The 17,180-nt window shown below is 69.6% G+C and carries 14 protein-coding genes; 10 read left to right on the forward strand and 4 right to left on the reverse strand.

The window, feature by feature from the left end; all coding sequences use genetic code 11:
• Window positions 1-2 precede the first annotated feature (2 nt).
• The 7 genes from IT306_07235 (at window position 3) to IT306_07265 (ending at window position 10,125) form a co-directional block, all read left to right on the forward strand.
• Window positions 3-1,220 (forward strand): amidohydrolase family protein, encoded by a 1,218-nt coding sequence (locus IT306_07235; GenBank protein MCC7368196.1) that lies wholly within the window; start codon window positions 3-5, stop codon window positions 1,218-1,220.
• Window positions 1,221-1,240: 20 nt separating this feature from the next.
• Window positions 1,241-2,578, forward strand: a complete 1,338-nt coding sequence (locus tag IT306_07240) for an MFS transporter (GenBank protein ID MCC7368197.1) — start codon at window positions 1,241-1,243, stop codon at window positions 2,576-2,578.
• Between the two features lie 132 nt (window positions 2,579-2,710).
• Window positions 2,711-3,691: an agmatinase gene (gene speB / locus IT306_07245; GenBank protein MCC7368198.1), complete on the forward strand. Its 981-nt coding sequence runs from the start codon at window positions 2,711-2,713 to the stop codon at window positions 3,689-3,691.
• An 83-nt stretch (window positions 3,692-3,774) separates the two neighbouring features.
• A complete protein-coding gene (locus IT306_07250; protein MCC7368199.1) occupies window positions 3,775-5,763 on the forward strand; it encodes an LTA synthase family protein in 1,989 nt (662 codons plus the stop codon).
• Window positions 5,764-6,194: 431 nt separating this feature from the next.
• Complete coding sequence (locus tag IT306_07255; GenBank protein ID MCC7368200.1) at window positions 6,195-7,811, forward strand: amidohydrolase; 1,617 nt, start codon at window positions 6,195-6,197, stop codon at window positions 7,809-7,811.
• Window positions 7,812-7,823: 12 nt separating this feature from the next.
• Window positions 7,824-9,104, forward strand: coding sequence for a PLP-dependent transferase (locus tag IT306_07260; GenBank protein MCC7368201.1), 1,281 nt, complete (start codon window positions 7,824-7,826; stop codon window positions 9,102-9,104).
• Window positions 9,105-9,339: 235 nt separating this feature from the next.
• Complete coding sequence (locus IT306_07265; protein MCC7368202.1) at window positions 9,340-10,125, forward strand: class I SAM-dependent methyltransferase; 786 nt, start codon at window positions 9,340-9,342, stop codon at window positions 10,123-10,125.
• An 80-nt stretch (window positions 10,126-10,205) separates the two neighbouring features.
• Here the strand turns inward: IT306_07265 and IT306_07270 are convergent, their stop codons facing one another.
• Together IT306_07270 and IT306_07275 are read right to left on the reverse strand one after the other, a co-directional pair.
• Entirely contained in the window at window positions 10,206-11,369 is a 1,164-nt protein-coding gene (locus tag IT306_07270) for a mandelate racemase/muconate lactonizing enzyme family protein (protein MCC7368203.1), read from the reverse strand.
• A 129-nt stretch (window positions 11,370-11,498) separates the two neighbouring features.
• Window positions 11,499-11,798, reverse strand: a complete 300-nt coding sequence (locus IT306_07275) for a hypothetical protein (protein ID MCC7368204.1) — start codon at window positions 11,796-11,798, stop codon at window positions 11,499-11,501.
• 184 nt (window positions 11,799-11,982) lie between these two features.
• Here IT306_07275 and IT306_07280 point away from each other — a divergent pair, with 184 nt between their 5' ends.
• Complete coding sequence (locus tag IT306_07280) at window positions 11,983-13,506, forward strand: glycosyltransferase family 39 protein (protein ID MCC7368205.1); 1,524 nt, start codon at window positions 11,983-11,985, stop codon at window positions 13,504-13,506.
• A gap of 12 nt (window positions 13,507-13,518) precedes the next feature.
• Here IT306_07280 and IT306_07285 read toward each other — a convergent pair whose 3' ends face one another.
• The gene (locus IT306_07285; GenBank protein MCC7368206.1) at window positions 13,519-14,127 is read right to left on the reverse strand and encodes a hypothetical protein; all 609 of its coding nucleotides are present in this window, start codon (window positions 14,125-14,127) and stop codon (window positions 13,519-13,521) included.
• A 177-nt stretch (window positions 14,128-14,304) separates the two neighbouring features.
• On the opposite strand from IT306_07285, the gene IT306_07290 reads away from it, so the two are divergent.
• Together IT306_07290 and IT306_07295 are read left to right on the forward strand one after the other, a co-directional pair.
• A complete protein-coding gene (locus IT306_07290; GenBank protein ID MCC7368207.1) occupies window positions 14,305-15,564 on the forward strand; it encodes a CoA transferase in 1,260 nt (419 codons plus the stop codon).
• On the forward strand, window positions 15,564-16,535 hold the full coding sequence (locus IT306_07295; GenBank protein ID MCC7368208.1) for a hydroxymethylglutaryl-CoA lyase: 972 nt from the start codon (window positions 15,564-15,566) through the stop codon (window positions 16,533-16,535). The genes IT306_07290 and IT306_07295 overlap by 1 nt, the downstream gene beginning before the upstream one ends.
• Window positions 16,536-16,576: 41 nt before the next feature.
• On the opposite strand, the gene IT306_07300 is transcribed toward IT306_07295, so the two are convergent.
• Window positions 16,577-16,918, reverse strand: coding sequence for a DUF433 domain-containing protein (locus IT306_07300; GenBank protein ID MCC7368209.1), 342 nt, complete (start codon window positions 16,916-16,918; stop codon window positions 16,577-16,579).
• Window positions 16,919-17,180 lie beyond the last annotated feature (262 nt).

The raw sequence follows: 17,180 nt of genomic DNA on the forward strand, positions 1-17,180 counted from the left end.
TCATGCCTGCGACACTGCTGACGAACTGCAACGTCATCCCCTGCGACGGCCGCCCGCCCATCGAGGGCGGCGCGGTGATGGTCGAGGGGAGCACCATCCGCGCCGTGGACCGTCGCGATGCGCTGGAGCCGCTGCTCCGCGACCTCGGGGACGTCACGACTATCGACCTGGGCGGTCGCTGGCTGATGCCAGGCCTGATGGACATGCACGTCCACCTGGCGCTGGCCCTGCCCGGGCCGACCCGCCTGCTGGCGAAGCTCGAAACGGATATGGAGCTGTTCGTTCGGGCGTACAAGAACGCGCTCGACGCGCTCTACGCCGGCGTGACCTACATTCGGAGCGTCGGCGGGCCGCGCAACGTCGATTTCGCGATCAAGCGGGCCGTCAACAGCGGGCAGCTGGTCGGGCCGAGGATCGCCAGCTCCGGGCAGGCCGTCATCATCACCGGCGGGCACGGCCACAGCTCCGAGGGGTGCATCGAGGCGGACGGCGCAGACGGCTTCCGGGCCGCGACACGCGCCCAGCTCCGGGAGGGCGCCGACCTGATCAAGCTGTGCATCACCGGCGGCATCGCCGGGGAGCACGAGCAGATCCGCGATCCGCAGGCCACGTTCGCCGAGATGCAGGCTGCGGCCGAGGCGGCTCACAACGCCGGCAAGCGGATCACGGCGCACGCTGGCTCGCCGGTCGCGATCTCGCAGGGGATCGAGGCCGGGCTGGACTGCATCGAGCACGGCTACTTCCTGGACGACCCGACCATTGAGCTGATGGTGAAGCGCGGCACCTACCTTGTGCCGACCCTCTCGGTGAGCCGCTGCCCGGAGTACATGCGCGAGCGTGACTGCCCCGAGTGGATGATCGAGAAGTCGCTGCGGGCCGGCGAGGACCACCTGCGGGCGTTCCAGGACGCGCTGGCGGCGGGCGTCAGGATCGCGATGGGCACCGACATGTTGCCGACCGACCGGTATCTCGGGACGCTGGCGGTGTACCGCGAGATCGAGTGGATGGTGCAGGGCGGCATGTCGCCCGAGCAGGCGCTCGTCTCGTCCACGCTGACGGCGGCCGAGCTGTGCGACGTGGGCGACACGTTGGGGTCGGTGACGCCCGGCAAGCTCGCGGACCTCATCGCGATGCCGGCCAGCCCGCTGACCGACATCAAGAACCTGCGCGGCGTCGATACCGTGATGAAGGACGGCGTGCTCGTGCGGGGGTCGGCCTAGGCCGACCCGAACGTACTCCCATGGCTGATCGACAGGGGATAGCCTCGCAGACGACCACGGGTGCGGCAGCCGTCGACGCCCGCCGCCCCGGCATCGTCGAGCGCGTCTCGCCGGTGCTGTTCTACGGCTGGATCGTCGTCGTTATCGGCTTCATCTGCCAGATCTACACGAGCCTCTCGATTCAGGGCCTGTCCACGTACATCGTGCCGCTGAATCGAGATCTCGGGTGGAGCGCCACGGCGACGGCGGCCGGCCGCTCGTTCCAGCAGGTGGACACGTTTCTCGGTCCCGTGAACGGCTGGCTGGTCGATAAGTTCGGGCCGCACAAGCTGATGAGCGTCGGCGTGGTGATCTATGTCGCGTCGTTCGTGCTGTTCAGCCAGGTCACTGAGTTGTGGCACTTCTACGTCGCCTGCATCCTGATGGCGCTCGGGAACAGCTTCGTGGGGCTGCTGGTGGTGAGCTTCAGCCTCAACCGCTGGTTCAGACGGAAGCGCAGCACGGCCATCGGGCTGGCGGTGGTCGGGTTCGCCGCTTCGGCCGCGATCTTCATTCCGCTGGTGGTCTGGGCGCAGGCAGAGTACGGCTGGCGCGAGGCGGCCTTCTGGACGGCGGTGGTGATGGCCGTCCTGGGCGTGCCCATCGTCCTGCTGATGCGCGACGCTCCCGAGCCGTTCGGCCTGCTGCCGGACGGCGAGAAGCCGACGACCGGCGAGCCCGCGCGCGCGGGTCAACAGCGCGGCGGCGGCCTCGTCAACTTCACGCTGCGTGAGTCGCTGCGGACGCGGACCTTCTGGCTGATCGCCGTGGCCTCGGCGCTGGCGATGCTGGTGCAGTCGGCCATCGTCGTGCACCAGTTCCCGTACTTCGAGCAGGTGCTGGACCGTGAGACCGCCGCGCTGATCCTCTCGGTGATGAACATCTTCAACATCGGGGGACGCATCATCGGCGGGATGCTCGGCGACCGGCTCCAGATCAACAAGCTGATGGCGCTGAACATGGTGGCGTCGTCGCTGTCGCTGTACCTGCTGGCGTTCGGCGTGACGCTGACGCCGTTCCTGATCTACGGCGCCGTGTTCGGCTTCTGCTGGGGCGTCAGGGCGGCGGTCAGCAACTCGATCCTGGGGGACTACTTCGGGCGGGCGGCGTTCGGGCGCATCGCCGGGCTGAACCAGACGCTCGGGTCGCCGGGGTCGGTCGTGTCGCCGTTGCTGGTCGGCATCGCGGTGGACCGGCTCGGCGGCTTCGAGATCCCGTTCCTGATCCTGGCGACGATCTCCCTGTGCGGCTCGGCGCTGTACTTCGTGGCGGTCCGGCCGCCAACGCCGAGGGCGGCGTCGGCCAGCACGCCGGCGTGACGGCGGCCAGCACCTGCTTGACGCATCCGCTGGCCGCTGCGCCTGCTTGACGCCCAGGCTGGCCGCTGCCATCATCCGATCCACTCGCCGTCCCCAGCCGGCGGGCCACGTCTGCACGAGGGAGATCGCCTGATGTATCGCCCGACCAGCGGTCTCGAATCGCCGCGCTTTGTCGGCATCCGCACGTTCATGCGCCTGCCGCACGTCACGGACGTCAGCCAGTGCGACGCCTTCGTCGTCGGCGTGCCGTTCGACACCGGCGCGACGTTCCGCGTCGGCGCGCGGTTCGCCCCGGAGGCGATTCGTTCCATCTCGGTGATGCTGCGCCCGTACCACCCACACCACCGCTTCGACATCTGCGACCGTATCTCCGTCGCGGACGCCGGCGACCTGACCGTGGCGCCGGGCTTTGCCGAGCACAGCCTGCGGCGGATCGCCGACCAGCTCGTGCGGATGCTGGAGCAGTCACACGGCGGCGTCCCGATTGTGCTCGGCGGCGATCACACCGTCGTGCTGCCGGAGCTGCGGGCGCAAGCGCAGTACCGACAGAAGCCGGTTGCAGTCGTCCATTTCGACTCGCATCCGGACACCTGGGATGAGTACTGGGGCGAGCGGTACACCCATGGCACGATGTACCGCCGCGCCATCGAAGAGGGCCTGATCGACACGGCCCACTCGATCCAGGTCGGCCTGCACGGGACGCTGTTCGATCCTGATGACTGGGACCAGACCCGCACGCTCGGCTTCGACGTGCTGACGCTGCGCGACACGCTGGAGATCGGGATGCCGGCGACGGTGCGCCGCATCCGCGAGCGGGTGGGGGATGCGCCGGTCGTGCTCTCGCTCGACATCGACGTGCTGGACCCGGCCTTCGCGCCCGGGACGGGCACACCGGAGGTCGGCGGGTACACCACGATTCAGATGCAGGATCTGCTGCGGGGGCTGGCCGGCCTGAACTTCGTGGGGTTTGACGTGGTCGAGGTGCTGCCCCAGTACGACGGCCCGGGCCAGATCACCGCGCTGCTGGCCGCCAACCTGTGCTGGGAGTTCCTGGCGCTGACGGCGCTTCGGCCTGGGGCTGGCACGCTTGACGTCGGGGGTTCCGGCTCGTAGGCTTCCTGCGCGCGCCAGGCGCACCGGGAGCCGTCATCGCCCAGCGTACGCATCTCGAAGAAGGTGGAGCTGCCCACGGCCGGTTGGGCGCTCTGAAGTCGGACGCCAGCGGGTCGGGCGCGCCGCGGGCGGGCTGGGACACCTGGACGGCTGAGCTGACCCCGATCCTGCTGACGATCGGGCTGATCTGGGCCAAGCTCGCCTACGCCAGCGCCTTCGTCCGCAGTGAGTGGTGGTCGAACACGGCCACCATCGCGCAGTGGATGCGCCCGAGCCACAACTTGCTGGAGGTGGTGTCGGCGTACCCGCAGATCGCCAGCGGCACCCTGGCCTGCCTGCTGCTGGCCTGTGCCCCCCTGCTGCTGCTGCCGCGCCGCTGGCGGCTGCTGGCGCTGATCGCGCTCAACGTCGGGCTGACGGTGCTGGCGGTGGCCGATCTGCTGCACACGCGGTTCTACGGCGACGTCCTTTCGACGGGCAGTTTCACCACGCCGAGGATGGTCAAGGACATCCTGCCGAGCATCCTCGACATCGCCAGGACGCTCGACCCGATCTTCGGGATCGATCTCGCGCTGGCGCTCATCATCGTGCCGGCCCACCTCTGGCAGACCCGCCGCCTCGCCGGCCTCCCGATGCCGGTGCGCTCACGGATGGGGGCCGGCTTCCTGGCGCTCGGGCTGGCCGTCGTGTCGCCAACGCTGGCCACCCGCTGGCAGCAGGGCGACGCCCTGTTCTCGCCGGCCAGCCCGCGCATCGAGGCGGCGGCGGTGGTCGGCCTGTTGCCCTACCACGTGCTGGAGATCGTCGCGCCGCGCGCCAGCGTTGGCGGGCCGCCAGCGGCCCAGGTGGAGCGTGTCCGCCGCTACCTCGCCGACGAGCGCGGGCGGCGGGGGCCACAGTCGCCGCTGTTCGGGGCGGCGCGCGGCGCGAACGTCATCCTGATCAGCGCGGAGTCGCTCCAGGCGTTCCCCATCGGGCTGGAGGTCAACGGCCAGCCGATCATGCCGCGCCTGGCGGCGCTCGCCCGCGAGAGCCTGACGTTTCCCAACTACCACGAGCAAACGTACCTGGGGACCACCTCGGATGCACAGTTCGGGGTGCTCCAGGGGCTGCACCCGCGGCCGGTCGGCTTCGTAGCGATGGACTACGCCCAGAACCACTTTCGGGCCCTGCCGCGCGTCCTGGCCGATCAGGGGTACGAGACGTTCGCCGCCGTGGCCGCCAGTAGCGACTTCTGGAACGCCGACCGGCTGAACCCCGCCTACGGGTTCCAGCACGCCTACTACGAGGACGCGTTTCAGCTCACCGAGTACATCCAGGCGTGGCTTGCGGACGATGCCTTCTTCGGGCAGATGGTCCCGCGCCTCGCCAACCGCGAGCACCCGTACCTGGCGTACCTCCAGTCGTCGTCGAACCACCACCCGTATGAGCTGGCGGCCCAGTACCGTTTGCTGGATCTTGGACCGCTCGACGGCACGCTGCTGGGCGACTATCTCCAGTCGGCGCACGTCTTCGATCAGTCGCTCGGGCGGTTTCTGGAGCAGCTACGAGCGGACGGCGTGCTGGATCAGACGGTCTTCGTGCTGTACGGCGATCACCAGGGCTTCCTGGGCGATCCGCCAGCGCTTGGGCAACTGGTGGGGCGGCCGGCCTGGAACGAGTACGACCGCTTCTGGGTCCGCAAGCGCACGCCGCTGGTCGTGCGGCTGCCGCACGGCGCGCACGCCGGCGAGCGTGCCGTGGTCGGCGGGCACCTGGATGTGGCCCCGACCATCCTGAGCCTGCTCGGCGTGAGCGTGGACGAGGGCGACTACGGGATGATGCTCGGGCGGGATCTGACGGCTGAGCGGCCCTCGCTGACCGTGTTCCGCGACGGCAGTTTTGCCGACGACCGGTACTACTGGGTGCAGCGGTTCGGGGCGGACGCCAGCGCGGGCTGCTACGAGATCGCGACCGGCGCTTCAGTGGACTGCGCCCTGCTGGAGCCGCGGCGGCAGGCGGCCCGCGAGCGGCTGGAGATCTCCGACCTGATCGTCCAGGGAGACCTGATCCCGGCGCTGCGGACACGGTGAACGCGGCTGCACCACATTCGATTGACTCCCCTCCCCGCACGTGTTCGTGGACAGATGGTTTCAACAGCGCACTGGGTGCAGACCCGTGGGAATGTGTGCCACGTCCCCTGTCATCCGGAGCTTGCGAAGGATCTCACCCGCTGATGTTCAACTGTCGCGTCAGTGGGTGAGATCCTTCACTTCACTCGCAAGCTCGTTCCGTTCAGGATGACATGAATGCTGGCGCGCGGTCCGGTTCGGCAACTGCATCAACCGCTGAGCGCACCGCGCTCCCCGCGGGAAGACACCCATCCTACAATCCTCACAGTCGTGGATCCTGGCGCGCTGTCTGATTCATCATGAATCTCGATGGCTCGTATAGTCGCTATCGGGTTGATGGATGCCGTACCGGGGGCCACACTTGCAGATGTCGCATTGACGGATCGAGCAGCATGACTGACGTACCGCGCGCACCCCACCGGCTCGCCCTGGTCAACGGGCGCGTCTACACCCAGGACGCCCGCCGTCCCCTCGTGCAGGCGCTCGCGAGCGTCGGGAATCGGATCGTGGCGGCCGGCAGCAGCGCCGACGCCCTCGCCGCGGCCGGCCCCGAGGCCGAGGTCGTCGATCTGGGCGGGCGGGCCGTCGTGCCGGGGTTCGTCGATGCCCACTTTCACTTTCTGGGGTACAGCTTCGACCGCCAGCGCGTCCCGCTGGATCGGGCGGCATCCATCGAGGCCGTCCGCCAGCTCGTCGCGCCCATCGCCGCGCAGACGAGCGATCCTGACGCCTGGATCATCGGGCGCGGCTGGGACCGTAACCTCTGGCCCGGCGCGCGCTTCCCGACGCGCCACGACCTTGACGGCGTGACCAACGGCCGTCCGACTATGCTGCTGAGCCGGGACGTTCACAGCGTCTGGGCGAACACGCGCGCCCTGGAGCTGGCCGGCATCACGCGGGACACGCCCGATCCGCCGGGCGGGCGCATCGAGCGGGAGGCCGATGGCAGCCCCAGCGGGGTGCTGCTGGAGGCGGCCGGCGAGCGCGTCCGCGCCCTGGCCGACCGCCCGTCACCCGAGCAGGAGGTCGTGGCGGCGCGGGCCGCCCAGGAGGCACTGCTGCGTGTCGGCGTCACGGGGCTCTGCAACTTCGAGGGCGTCGAGGCCGTTCGCGCCCTCCAGACGCTCGAAGATGCCGGCGAGCTGCGGTTGCGAGTCGCGGCCGGCATCACCAGGGGCGGCCTTCGGGCTGCTGCCGAGGCCGGCTTGCGGACGGGCTTCGGCGGGGACCGGCTGCGAATCGGGCTGCTCAAACTGTTCGCGGACGGGGCGCTCGGGTCGGGTACGGCGGCCATGCTCGCGCCGTACGACGACGGCGGCCCGGAGGATACCGGCATCCCGACCATCGACCTGGACGAGCTGGCCGGGCTGATGCGCGAGGCCCGCGCGGCCGGCATCGGCGTGGCGACGCACGCCATCGGGGATGCCGCTGTGCGGCTGGTCCTCGACGCCGCCGAACGGGTCCGCGCCGACGCTCACCCGGCCGCGCGGAGCCAGATCCTCCGCGTCGAGCACGCCCAGATCGTCGCCCCCGAAGACATCGGCCGCTTCGCGCAGCTGGACGTGGTCGCCTCGATGCAGCCGATCCACGCCACGTCGGATATGCACGTGGCGGATCGTCGTTGGGGCGACCGCTGCCGGGGAGCGTATGCGTGGCGCTCGCTGCTGGACAGCGGCGCGCGCGTCGCCTTCGGCACGGATTGCCCCGTCGAGCCGCCCGAGCCGCTCAAGAGTATCCATGCTGCCGTGACTCGCCAGCGTCCAGGTGGCGAGCCGCCCGGCGGCTGGCGTCCCGAGCAGCGGGTGAGCCTCGCCGAGGCGATCTACGCCTACACGGCCGGCAGCGCCGCCGCCCTCGGGTGGGGCAGCCGGCTGGGCAGGCTGATGCCGGGGATGCTGGCCGATGCCGTGGTGCTGACCGCCGACCCGTACGCCGCCGACCTCGCCACCCTTGCCGAGATCGCCGTCAGCCTGACGGTGTTCGACGGGCGCGTGGCCTACCAGTCCTGAGGAGCTGTCCCGATGACCGACACGACGAACGGCCACGCCCCGCACGCCGACGACGACGCCGACCGCCCCTGGAGCTTTGACACGCTGGCAGCCCATGCTGGCGAGAGCCACAGCACCGACGACGACGGCCCCTCCTGGCGGCCGACCGCCGGTGCGATCCACAACGCGTCCGGCTTCTTCATGCCGAGCCTGAACTCCCTGGACGAGGTCTTCGCCGGCTCGCGCGAGGGCTACTTCTACACCCGCGATGGCAACCCGACGGTCCGCTCGTTTGAGGAGGCCGTGGCGGCGCTGGAGTCTGCTCCGATGGTCGGGGCGTTCGGCTCGGGGATGGCCGCCATCTACGGCGCGCTGCTGGCGGCCGAGATCCGCCCCGGCGACCATATCGTCGCCACCCAGGACATGTACGGGCTGACCCGTGTGCTGCTGACCGGCCACCTGGCCGACTTCGGCGTGCGGACCACGTTCGTGGACATGACCGACCTGGGGGCCGTCGAGGCCGCCCTCTCCGAAGGCGCGAAGGTCGTCTACCTGGAGACGATCTCCAACCCGCTGGTCAAGGTGCTCGACCTGAAGGCGCTGGTGGCCCTGGCGAAGCGGTACGGCGCGAAGACCATCGTGGACAACACGTTCGCCTCGCCGTACCTGCTGCGGCCTATCGAGCAGGGCGCCGATCTGGTGGTGCACAGCGCCACGAAGTACATCGGGGGGCATGGCGACGTGACGGGCGGCACCGTGGCCGCCGCCGACGAGACGACCGGCAAGAGGGTGCGGTACCAGGCCAAGCTGCTCGGGGCGGTCCTCGGCCCTAACGAGGCGTGGCTGGCCCATCGCGGCCTCAAGACGCTCTCGTTGCGGATGGCCCGCCAGTGCGACAACGCCCTGGCCGTGGCGGAGTGGCTGGCCGCGCAGCCAGGCGTTGAGCGAGTCTACTACCCTGGTCTGCCCGCGCATCCGCAGCACGCCCTGGCGAACGGTATGTTGGGCGGACGCTTCGGCGCGATGCTGGCCTTCGACCTGAAGGACGGCGACCGGCCGCGCGTCGGGCGGTTCATGGATGCCCTGCAACTGGTTGCTCCCGCCCCGACCCTGGGGGACATCCGCACGCTGACCTTGTACCCCGTCGTGGCCTCGCACCGGGGCCTGACGCCCGAGGAGCGGCGCGCCGTGGGCATCGGGGATGGGCTGGTGCGGCTGTCCGTCGGCATCGAGGAGCCGGCCGACATCTGCGCCGACCTCCAGCGCGGCCTGCGGGCGGCGTCCGCCAGCCCGGTCCCGAGTACGACGATGTAGTACTCGCCCACGATGGATCTGATGGGGTCATCCATCAGCCCGAGTGAAGCGATGAAGGAGCGAAGTCGGCGAGGTCGAGCCGGGGCAGCGGCGGCTCGCAGAAGCCGTGTCTTGCTCGTGCTCAGTATGTAGTTTAGCCCGTGCTAAACTCATGGGCATGGCTGCGCGCTGGCTGGCTGCGAGGGCGTATCCTCGCCGGCCTGCGTGCGCCCCAACTCGACCGTGAGGCACAGGCATGGTTCAGGTGACCGAGACGCGGACCGTTGACTGGGCAGACTGGCTCAGCCGCTGGGACGCCCAGCAGGCGTTGCACATGGACGGCCGCGAGGAGCGCTTCGAGGCGCAGCTCCAGGCAGTAGACGCGACCGTTGGCGGCGAGATCGTCGCCCTGGACATCGCCTGCGGTCCGGGCGCGATCAGCCAGCGGCTGCTGACCCGGTTCCCGAAGGCCCAGGCCTTCGCCGTGGATCTCGACCCGCTGCTGCTGGAGATCGGGCGTGGGGCGCTCGGCACGTTCGACGGACGCCTGACCTGGGTCCACGACGACCTGAACGATCCCGCCTGGGCCGAGCGGCTGTCCACGCAGCTCGCGGGCCGCAAGCTCGACGCCGTCCTCAGCAGCACCGCCCTGCACTGGGTCTCGCCAGGCACGCTGGCGCGGGTCTACCGTGAGCTGGGCCAGTTGGTGCGGCCGGGCGGCGTCTTCCTCAACGCCGATCACCTGGCGTTCGCGCCGGACCGTCCCACCATCCGAGAGATGGCGATGGGGCTCCGCCAGCGCCGCCGCGAATCCACGCCGGCCGGCGCTGAGGACTGGGAGCGCTGGTGGCAGGCCATCGAGGCCGATCCGGCCCTCACCGCGCTCTACCAGGAACGCCAGCGGCTGTTTGGCTGGCGCGACCGCGTCTGGGCGAACGCTGGACTCGCGTTCCAGATCGGGGCGCTCAAGGATGCCGGCTTCCGCGAGGTGGACACCATCTGGCAGAAGCTCGACAACCGCGTGCTGATGGCCGTCCGCTAGGCTCCTCGTCCTCCGCCCCCTCTCTCGCTGTGCGCGGGAGAGGGGGTGAAGGACGAGGATTCGGCCCAGCATCGACCGGGTCAGTTGTCGATCTGGTTCTTCTCCAGGTACTCGACGTTCAGCTTCACGCCGAGGCCCGGCGTCTCGGGGATCACCACGGCGTCGCCGTCGATGGTGAGTGGCTCCTCGAGGAAGACGTTGTAGAAATCGAGCTTCACGCGCCGCGCTTCGATGCGGTAGAAGTTCGGCGTCGTGATCGAGACCTGCGCGCCGGCCATCAGGTTAACCGGGCCGCTGGCGTCGTGCGGCGAGATCGGGATGTAGAACGTCTCGGCCAGCGTTGCGATCTTCTTCAGCTCCGAGATGCCGCCCGTCCAGGTCACGTCCGGCATGATGTAGTCGGTCAGGTGCCGGTTCAGCAGCGGCAGGAACTCGAAGCGCGTGTAGAGGCGCTCGCCCACACAGATGCGCGTCGGCACCTGATTGCGGACCGTCTCCAGCGCGTCGTAGCTCTCGGGCGGGCACGGCTCCTCGAACCAGGTGATGTCGTACGGCGCCAGCCGGTTCGCGAGGCGAATCGAGGTGGGCACGTCGTAGAGGGCATGCGCGTCGATCAAGACCTGGATGTCCGGCCCGACAGCCTCACGAATCCCCTCGATCATCTTGACGCCGAGATTCTCGACGTGCCGCTCGATCTGGCCGTTGATGTAGGTGCCGTTCGGGACGCCGCCGGCCGCCGAGAACGGGTCGGTCTTGATCGCCTTCGACCCGTTCGCGACCTCGCCCACGGCGCTCTCGACCATCTCCTGAACGGTCCGCTTGTAGGCAAAGTGGGTGTACATCGGCACGTTCGGGCGAACCTTGCCGCCGAGCAGCTGGTAGATCGGGACGCCAAGCGCCTGGGCCTTGATGTCCCAGCAGGCGATGTCTACGCCGCTGATCATGGCCGTCACGGCCCCACGCGTGCCGAGGTAGGTGTACGCTCGGAACACCTTGTGCCAGAGCTTCTCGACCTCGCGCGGGTCGTCGCCGACCAGCAGATCGTTCAGCTCGCGGAGCGCGGCGGCGATGGTCCGGTTGGCGATGGGGCCAGGATAGGTGGTGATCTCGCCCCAGCCGGTCAGCCCCTCGTCGGTCTCGACCTGGACGAACACGTAGCTGAGCCTGCCGCCACGGTCCTGCCGACCGCCGGCCTCCTCGGGCGGCCCGGCGACGATCCACGGCCGGACACGAGTGATCTTCATTGGATGCCTCCCTCGCCGTTGTGACGCGGCGCACCGGCATCGTAGCCGAAAGCGGCGGGGCGGTTCTGCCCCGGACCGACGCATACCGAGCGGCCGGTGCACTGATGACCGTTCAGCCAACCGTCTCGGTCAGCCGGCTGTCTCGGTCCGCTGCGCCTTGGCGGCCAGCCACAACTGGAGCATCCGCATCGCGGCCGTACTGGCCACGCCGCTCGGCATGCGGATCAGCCGGCGCAGCTTCGCCTCGAACTGGGCCTCGTCCACGTTCCACCGCGTGACCATCGCGGCCAGCGCCACCAGCCTCGCCTGATCGGGGTTGTCGTCCCAGCTCCAGCCGTCCCCGGCCGCCTGCCGGCGCTCGTCATGCTCGCGCAGAATACGCGCGGCAAGGTCGTGCGGCGTCAGGATCGGAACGTCGGATCGTGCCAATGCGATCTCCGTGTCTCTTCCAGGCGAGCCTACCACATTCTGCCTGCCAGAACGCCCGGCGCGCTCGTCTGGCGCGTCGCGCCCGAGCTGCGATGGCGAGGATGGCGTCACTGGCAGGGTGACCAGTAGTATCAGGCTCGTTCGATCAGCCCTTGATTCGCCCTGGCATACGGCAGGTGTGGTCGTGGTCCGATGGTCCCTCCTGGCCCGGTCGACAGTGTATTCGCCGCGCGCCCCGAACGCCGCCCGAGCCGGTGCGCTGCCCGCCGCACGCGACCGAGTGCAGGCCGCCTTCCTGCGAGAGGTGGCGCTTCTGGTCGTCATTGTCGGGGTGGCGCTGGCGATCCGCGCCACGGCAATGCAGCGGGGCCTCGGCTTCGACGAGCTGTTCACGGCGCTCAACTTTGTGGGGGCCGAGTCAGCGTGGAAGACGGCCTCGACCTCGATCAACTTTAACAACCACGTTGGCTACTCGCTGCTCGCCCGCCTGAGCGAGCAGACACTCGGGCGGGCAGAGTGGGCGCTGCGGCTCCCGGCGTTGCTGCTCGGCCTTGCCACGCTGCCGGCGCTCTGGTGGTACGCCCGACCCCTCGTCGGGCCGAGGCTGGCCCTGGCGGCAACGCTGGCGCTGGCCCTTGCGCCGGAGCACATTCGCTGGAGCACGACCGCTCGTGGGTACACCGCGCTGCTGCTCGGGGCCGTCCTGACCAGCGGCCTGCTCTTCCGACTGGTGCTGCGTCCATCTGCCCGCACCGCGCTGGTCTACTTTGGCGTGACCGTGCTGGCCGTGTACTGCCACCTCTACATGGTGGCGGTCTCAGTCGTCCAGGGGTTGCTGCTGGTGACATGGCTGCTGGTCTACCGGCGTGAGCGCGCGCGCTGGCCGGGCGCCCTGGTGGGTCTGGGGACGCTGATCGGTGCTGCTGGCCTGACGCTGCTGCTGTACCTGCCGATCCTCATCTCGCTGGTCACCGAGGCGCGCCATTCTGGGCGCGGCACGCTGAACCTCTGGTTCGCGTGGTACACCGCCGTCGAGTTGTTGAGCCTCCCCACGGCTGGGCTGCTCGTGGCGGTGCTGGCCCTGGCCGGGCTGGGCCTCATGGTGATCGGCCGGGGCCGGCGGCCGCTCGGCGCGTGGGCCGCCGGCTACGCCGCCGCGTTGATCGGGCTGCCGCTCCTGGCCGCGACTCTCGCCCGGCCGGCCGACCTCTATCCGCGCTTCTTCATCTTCAGCGTGCCGATCCTGTTGGTGGCCATTGGCGTCGGCCTGCGCTGCGCGGCTGCGTGGCTTGCTGGACGCCTGCCGTCGGCGATGCAGCCCCTCGCCTGGGCGCCGGCCGTCGCCTGTCTGCTGCTGGTCGGCATCAACTGGTATGCGCTCTACCCGGCCGCCATGACCGACGAGGGGTTCCGAGCCGCGATAGTGGCTCAGCGGTCGGCCGTCGCTGGCGCGTCGGCTCCCTGTGCGTTCGGCGCTGGCGCGGAGCTGTTCCAGTGGTACAGCCATGAGCCGTTGGTCATCCCGAAGACGGTGGACGAGCTGCGCCGGGCGTACCGAGGGCGGGGAGCGCCGGTCTGCATCTACCGCCCGGTCAGCTGGGAGGGGCGCGGCGCTGCCGAGATTCGGGAGTACCTCACGGCTCGCAGCACGGTCACCCGGTACGGCGAGATCCTGCTGTTCCGAGCGCGGCCGGGCGCGAATCCGTAGCCCGGTGTCACGCTACTGGCCGTCCTCGATCTGGCTGTCCAGCTCGTCCAGCAGCTGCTGCGCGACGCCGCGCTCGGGGTCGAAGCGGGCCGCCTGGTCGTAGCGGGTGCGTGCGCCGTCGACGTCGCCCTCGGCCAGCAGCCGGCGCGCATCCTCCAGGTACGAGACGTACAGCTTGTCGAGCACCATCGGGTTGCCGGGGTAGCGAGCGTCCAACTCCTCGAACCACTGGATCACGAGCGGCCAGTCCTTGCCCCAGGCCTGATTGATCTTATCGACGTAACTCCAGACGGCCCAGTCCTCACGTGCGCCCTCCGGCACCATCGGCGGGACGATGGGCGGGCGGCGCGGAGCGCTCTCGGCCGCGTAGGCTGCCACGCCCAGTGTTGGCGTGCCATACAGCCCCAGGATGACCAGCCCGAGCATCAGGCTGGCCGCGAGCAGAGTCGTCGCGGCAGCGCTGATGCCGTACCACATGGCCGCCCGCGGCAGGGCTGCCGCGTCTGGACGCGTTGCGTGCACGGCGACGCTGCCGGCCTCAGCGGGCGTGGCGGCGTCTGCGGCTGGCGGCGTCTGCGAGGGGGCTGGCATGTGCGGTGCTGGCGTGTGGGGTGCGGACATCCTGAGCGCTCCCTGCTTCGGCGCGATGGTATCATGCGCCGCGTTGGGAGCACCCATGTTGCTGCACGCGCCGGTGGGACCAGGGCGTCGGGGCCTCTCAGGTCAGTCGGGGCCTCTCAGGTCAATGGGTGAGGTCTGGTTGCCGCCGCGCAGGACGCCCGAGGGGCTGACGTGACGCTGCCAGACTCCGCCCCGGAAACCCGAAACCGGAATCCCGGCGCCCCGCCACTCGCCGGCGTACGCGTCCTCGAACTGGGCCACATCATCGCCGGGCCGAGCGGCGGCCTGCTGCTGGCCGATCTCGGGGCTGACGTGATCAAGGTCGAGGAGCCGACGGCCGGCGATCAGGCGCGCGGCATGCCCAACCACGGCAGCGCCTTCTACGCCCTCAACCGCGACAAGCGCAGCATCGCCGTCGATCTCAAGCGGGAGGCCGGCCGGGCGATCTTCGGGCGGCTCGTCGCCCAGGCTGATGTCGTCCTCGACAACTACGCGCCAGGCGTCCTCGACCGCCTCGGCATCGGCTACGCCTGGGGTTCCGGCATCAATCCCCGCGTGATCTACTGCTCGATCAAGGGTTTCCTGCCCGGCCCGAGCGGCGACCGCCCCCTGCTGGACGAGCTGGCCCAGATGATGGGCAGCATGGCCTACATGACCGGCCCGCTCGGAACGCCGCTGCGGGCTGGCCCCTCTGTCATCGACATCGGCGCGGCCACCTACGGCGTCCTGGCGACCGTCGCCGCCCTCTATGACCGTGAGCGGACGGGTCACGGCCAGCAGATCCACGTCGGCCTCTTCGAGACGACCGTCTTCCTGTCAGCCCAGCACGTCGCGCAGGCCGCCGTGACCGGGGTGTCGCCCGTGCCGATGCCCTCCAGGGGAATGGGCTCACGGCTCGGCTGGGGCGTCTATCAGTTGTTCACCACCGCTGATGAGCGCCAGGTCTTCATCGCCATCACCAGCAACGCCCACTGGCAGCGCTTCTGCACCGCGCTGGAGCTGTTCGACCTCCGCGACGATCCTGACCTGGACACCAACCCGAAGCGCTGCCTGCACCGCCCGCGCGTCATCCCGCGCATCGCGGCCGTCGTCGGGACACTCACCTCGGCTGAGCTGGTCGGGCGGCTGGAGGCGGCGCGGGTGCCGTACTCGCCCGTCAACTCGCCGCTCGACGTGCTGGACGACCCGCACCTGCAAGCCTCGGGGATCCTCCACGACGTCCGCACGGAGGACGGTCGCACGCTCAGGCTGCCGGGCCTGCCAGTCGTCAGCGACGGCTTCCAGCCCGAGCCGCGCCACGATCCGCCGGCCATCGGCCAGCAGACCCGCGAGATCCTCGCCGAGCTGGGCTATCCTGATGCAGAGATCGTGCGCCTGCTTGAGGCGGGCGTCGTCCGCGCGGACGGCCCGATGCTCACCACCAGGAGTGACCCCTGATGAGCCAGATGCCCGCCACCGTCTCCATCCACGAGGTCGGCCCGCGTGAGGGCTTCCAGTTCGAGAAGGGGCCGATCCCCACCGACCGCAAAATCGAGCTGATCGACGCCCTCTCCGAGACGGGCCTGACCCGCATCCAGGTCACCTCGTTCGTCAGCCCGAAGTGGGTGCCCCAGATGGCCGATGCCGAGGAGATCACGGCCCGGTTCAGGCGCGTGCCCGGCGTGGCGTACGATGCCCTTGCCCTCAACGACCGGGGTATCGAGCGGGCGGCGGCCAGCGGCGTCTACACCTTCGAGGGCAACCTCAGCCTGATCGCCACCGACGTTTTCAGCCAGAAGAACACCAACAAGACGATTGCCGAGACGATTGCCGCCCTCCCAGGCCGCATCGCCATGTTCGAGACGTTCGACATTCCGGTCCGAGCGGTGTCGATCATGGCGGCGTTCGGCTGCAACTACGCTGGAGATGTCGCCCTGCCCGACCTCCTGCGGCTGGTCCAGGTTGGCGTGGACGTGGCCGCCGAGCACGGGTACGGCATCGACTCGATCCGCCTCGCGGACACGATGGGCTGGGCCAACCCGCTCCAGATGAAGCGCACCATCGCTGCTTGCCAGGATCGCTTCCCGGCCGCCGAGGTCTCCCTCCACCTCCACGACACCCGTGGCACGGCCATGGCCAATGCGTTCGCCGCGCTGGAGCTTGGCGTCCGCGATTTCGATGCCTCGGTTGGCGGGTTGGGCGGCTGCCCGTTCGCGAAGCACAAGGGCTCGGCCGGCAACATCGTGACCGAGGATCTGGTGTTCATGTGCGAGGAGATGGGCATCTCGACGGGCGTTGACCTGGACCGGCTGATCGCCTGTGCGGCCCTCGCCGAGGAGGTCGTCGGGCACCCGCTGCCGGGCAAGCTGCTGCGCGGCGGCAGCCTGCGCCCGGTCCGCGAGGCCGTCCGCGCCGCCGCCACTGCCTGACCGTCGCCAGCGCTTGCCCGCCGCCTGGACCGTCCCCACGGTCAACGCGTGGAGCTCGTCTCGCCGATGGAGGTCACGTCGCCCCGCCGGGCGATGGGAATGGCCGTGAGCAGGGCCGGTACGAGCGGTGGGAGCTCGGTCAGGCGATTCGATCGCGCACGCAGCACCATGACCGCAATGTCGAACGTGACCAGCTGATCCTTCGCCTGCTCGAGAAACGATATGACCTGTTCTCGTGACACCGACGGGAATCCTTCAATGAATTCGTCGATAGTGTCGCCTGCCTCAAGGTAGTCAAGCAGCGTCTGGACAGGGACTCGTGTTCCCGTAAAGACGGGCGTCCCCCCCATAACCTCTGGGTCGCACGAGAAAGGTGATTCCATCTGCAAAGGTCCATCCCAGCGTGGCCGGTCATCTCCACGATACCGTAGCCCCTGGCAGGGCGATGGCATGTTCATTGGTGTCCCCGAAGCATCATGGAACGGGCGGTCGGGGACTGAAGTCCCCGCCTACCGTCACGCCGTCGCTGCGCGACGGCCGTGGGGAACGGCAGGCACTGGTGCGACTGGCGCGTCGCGCAGCGACGGCAGGAGTGTAGGCGGGGCTTTCAAGCCCCGACGCGGCGGCACGACGACATCAACATGC

It is taken from the genome of Chloroflexota bacterium (genome assembly GCA_020850535.1).
Lineage (GTDB): Bacteria > Chloroflexota > UBA6077 > UBA6077 > JACCZL01 > JADZEM01.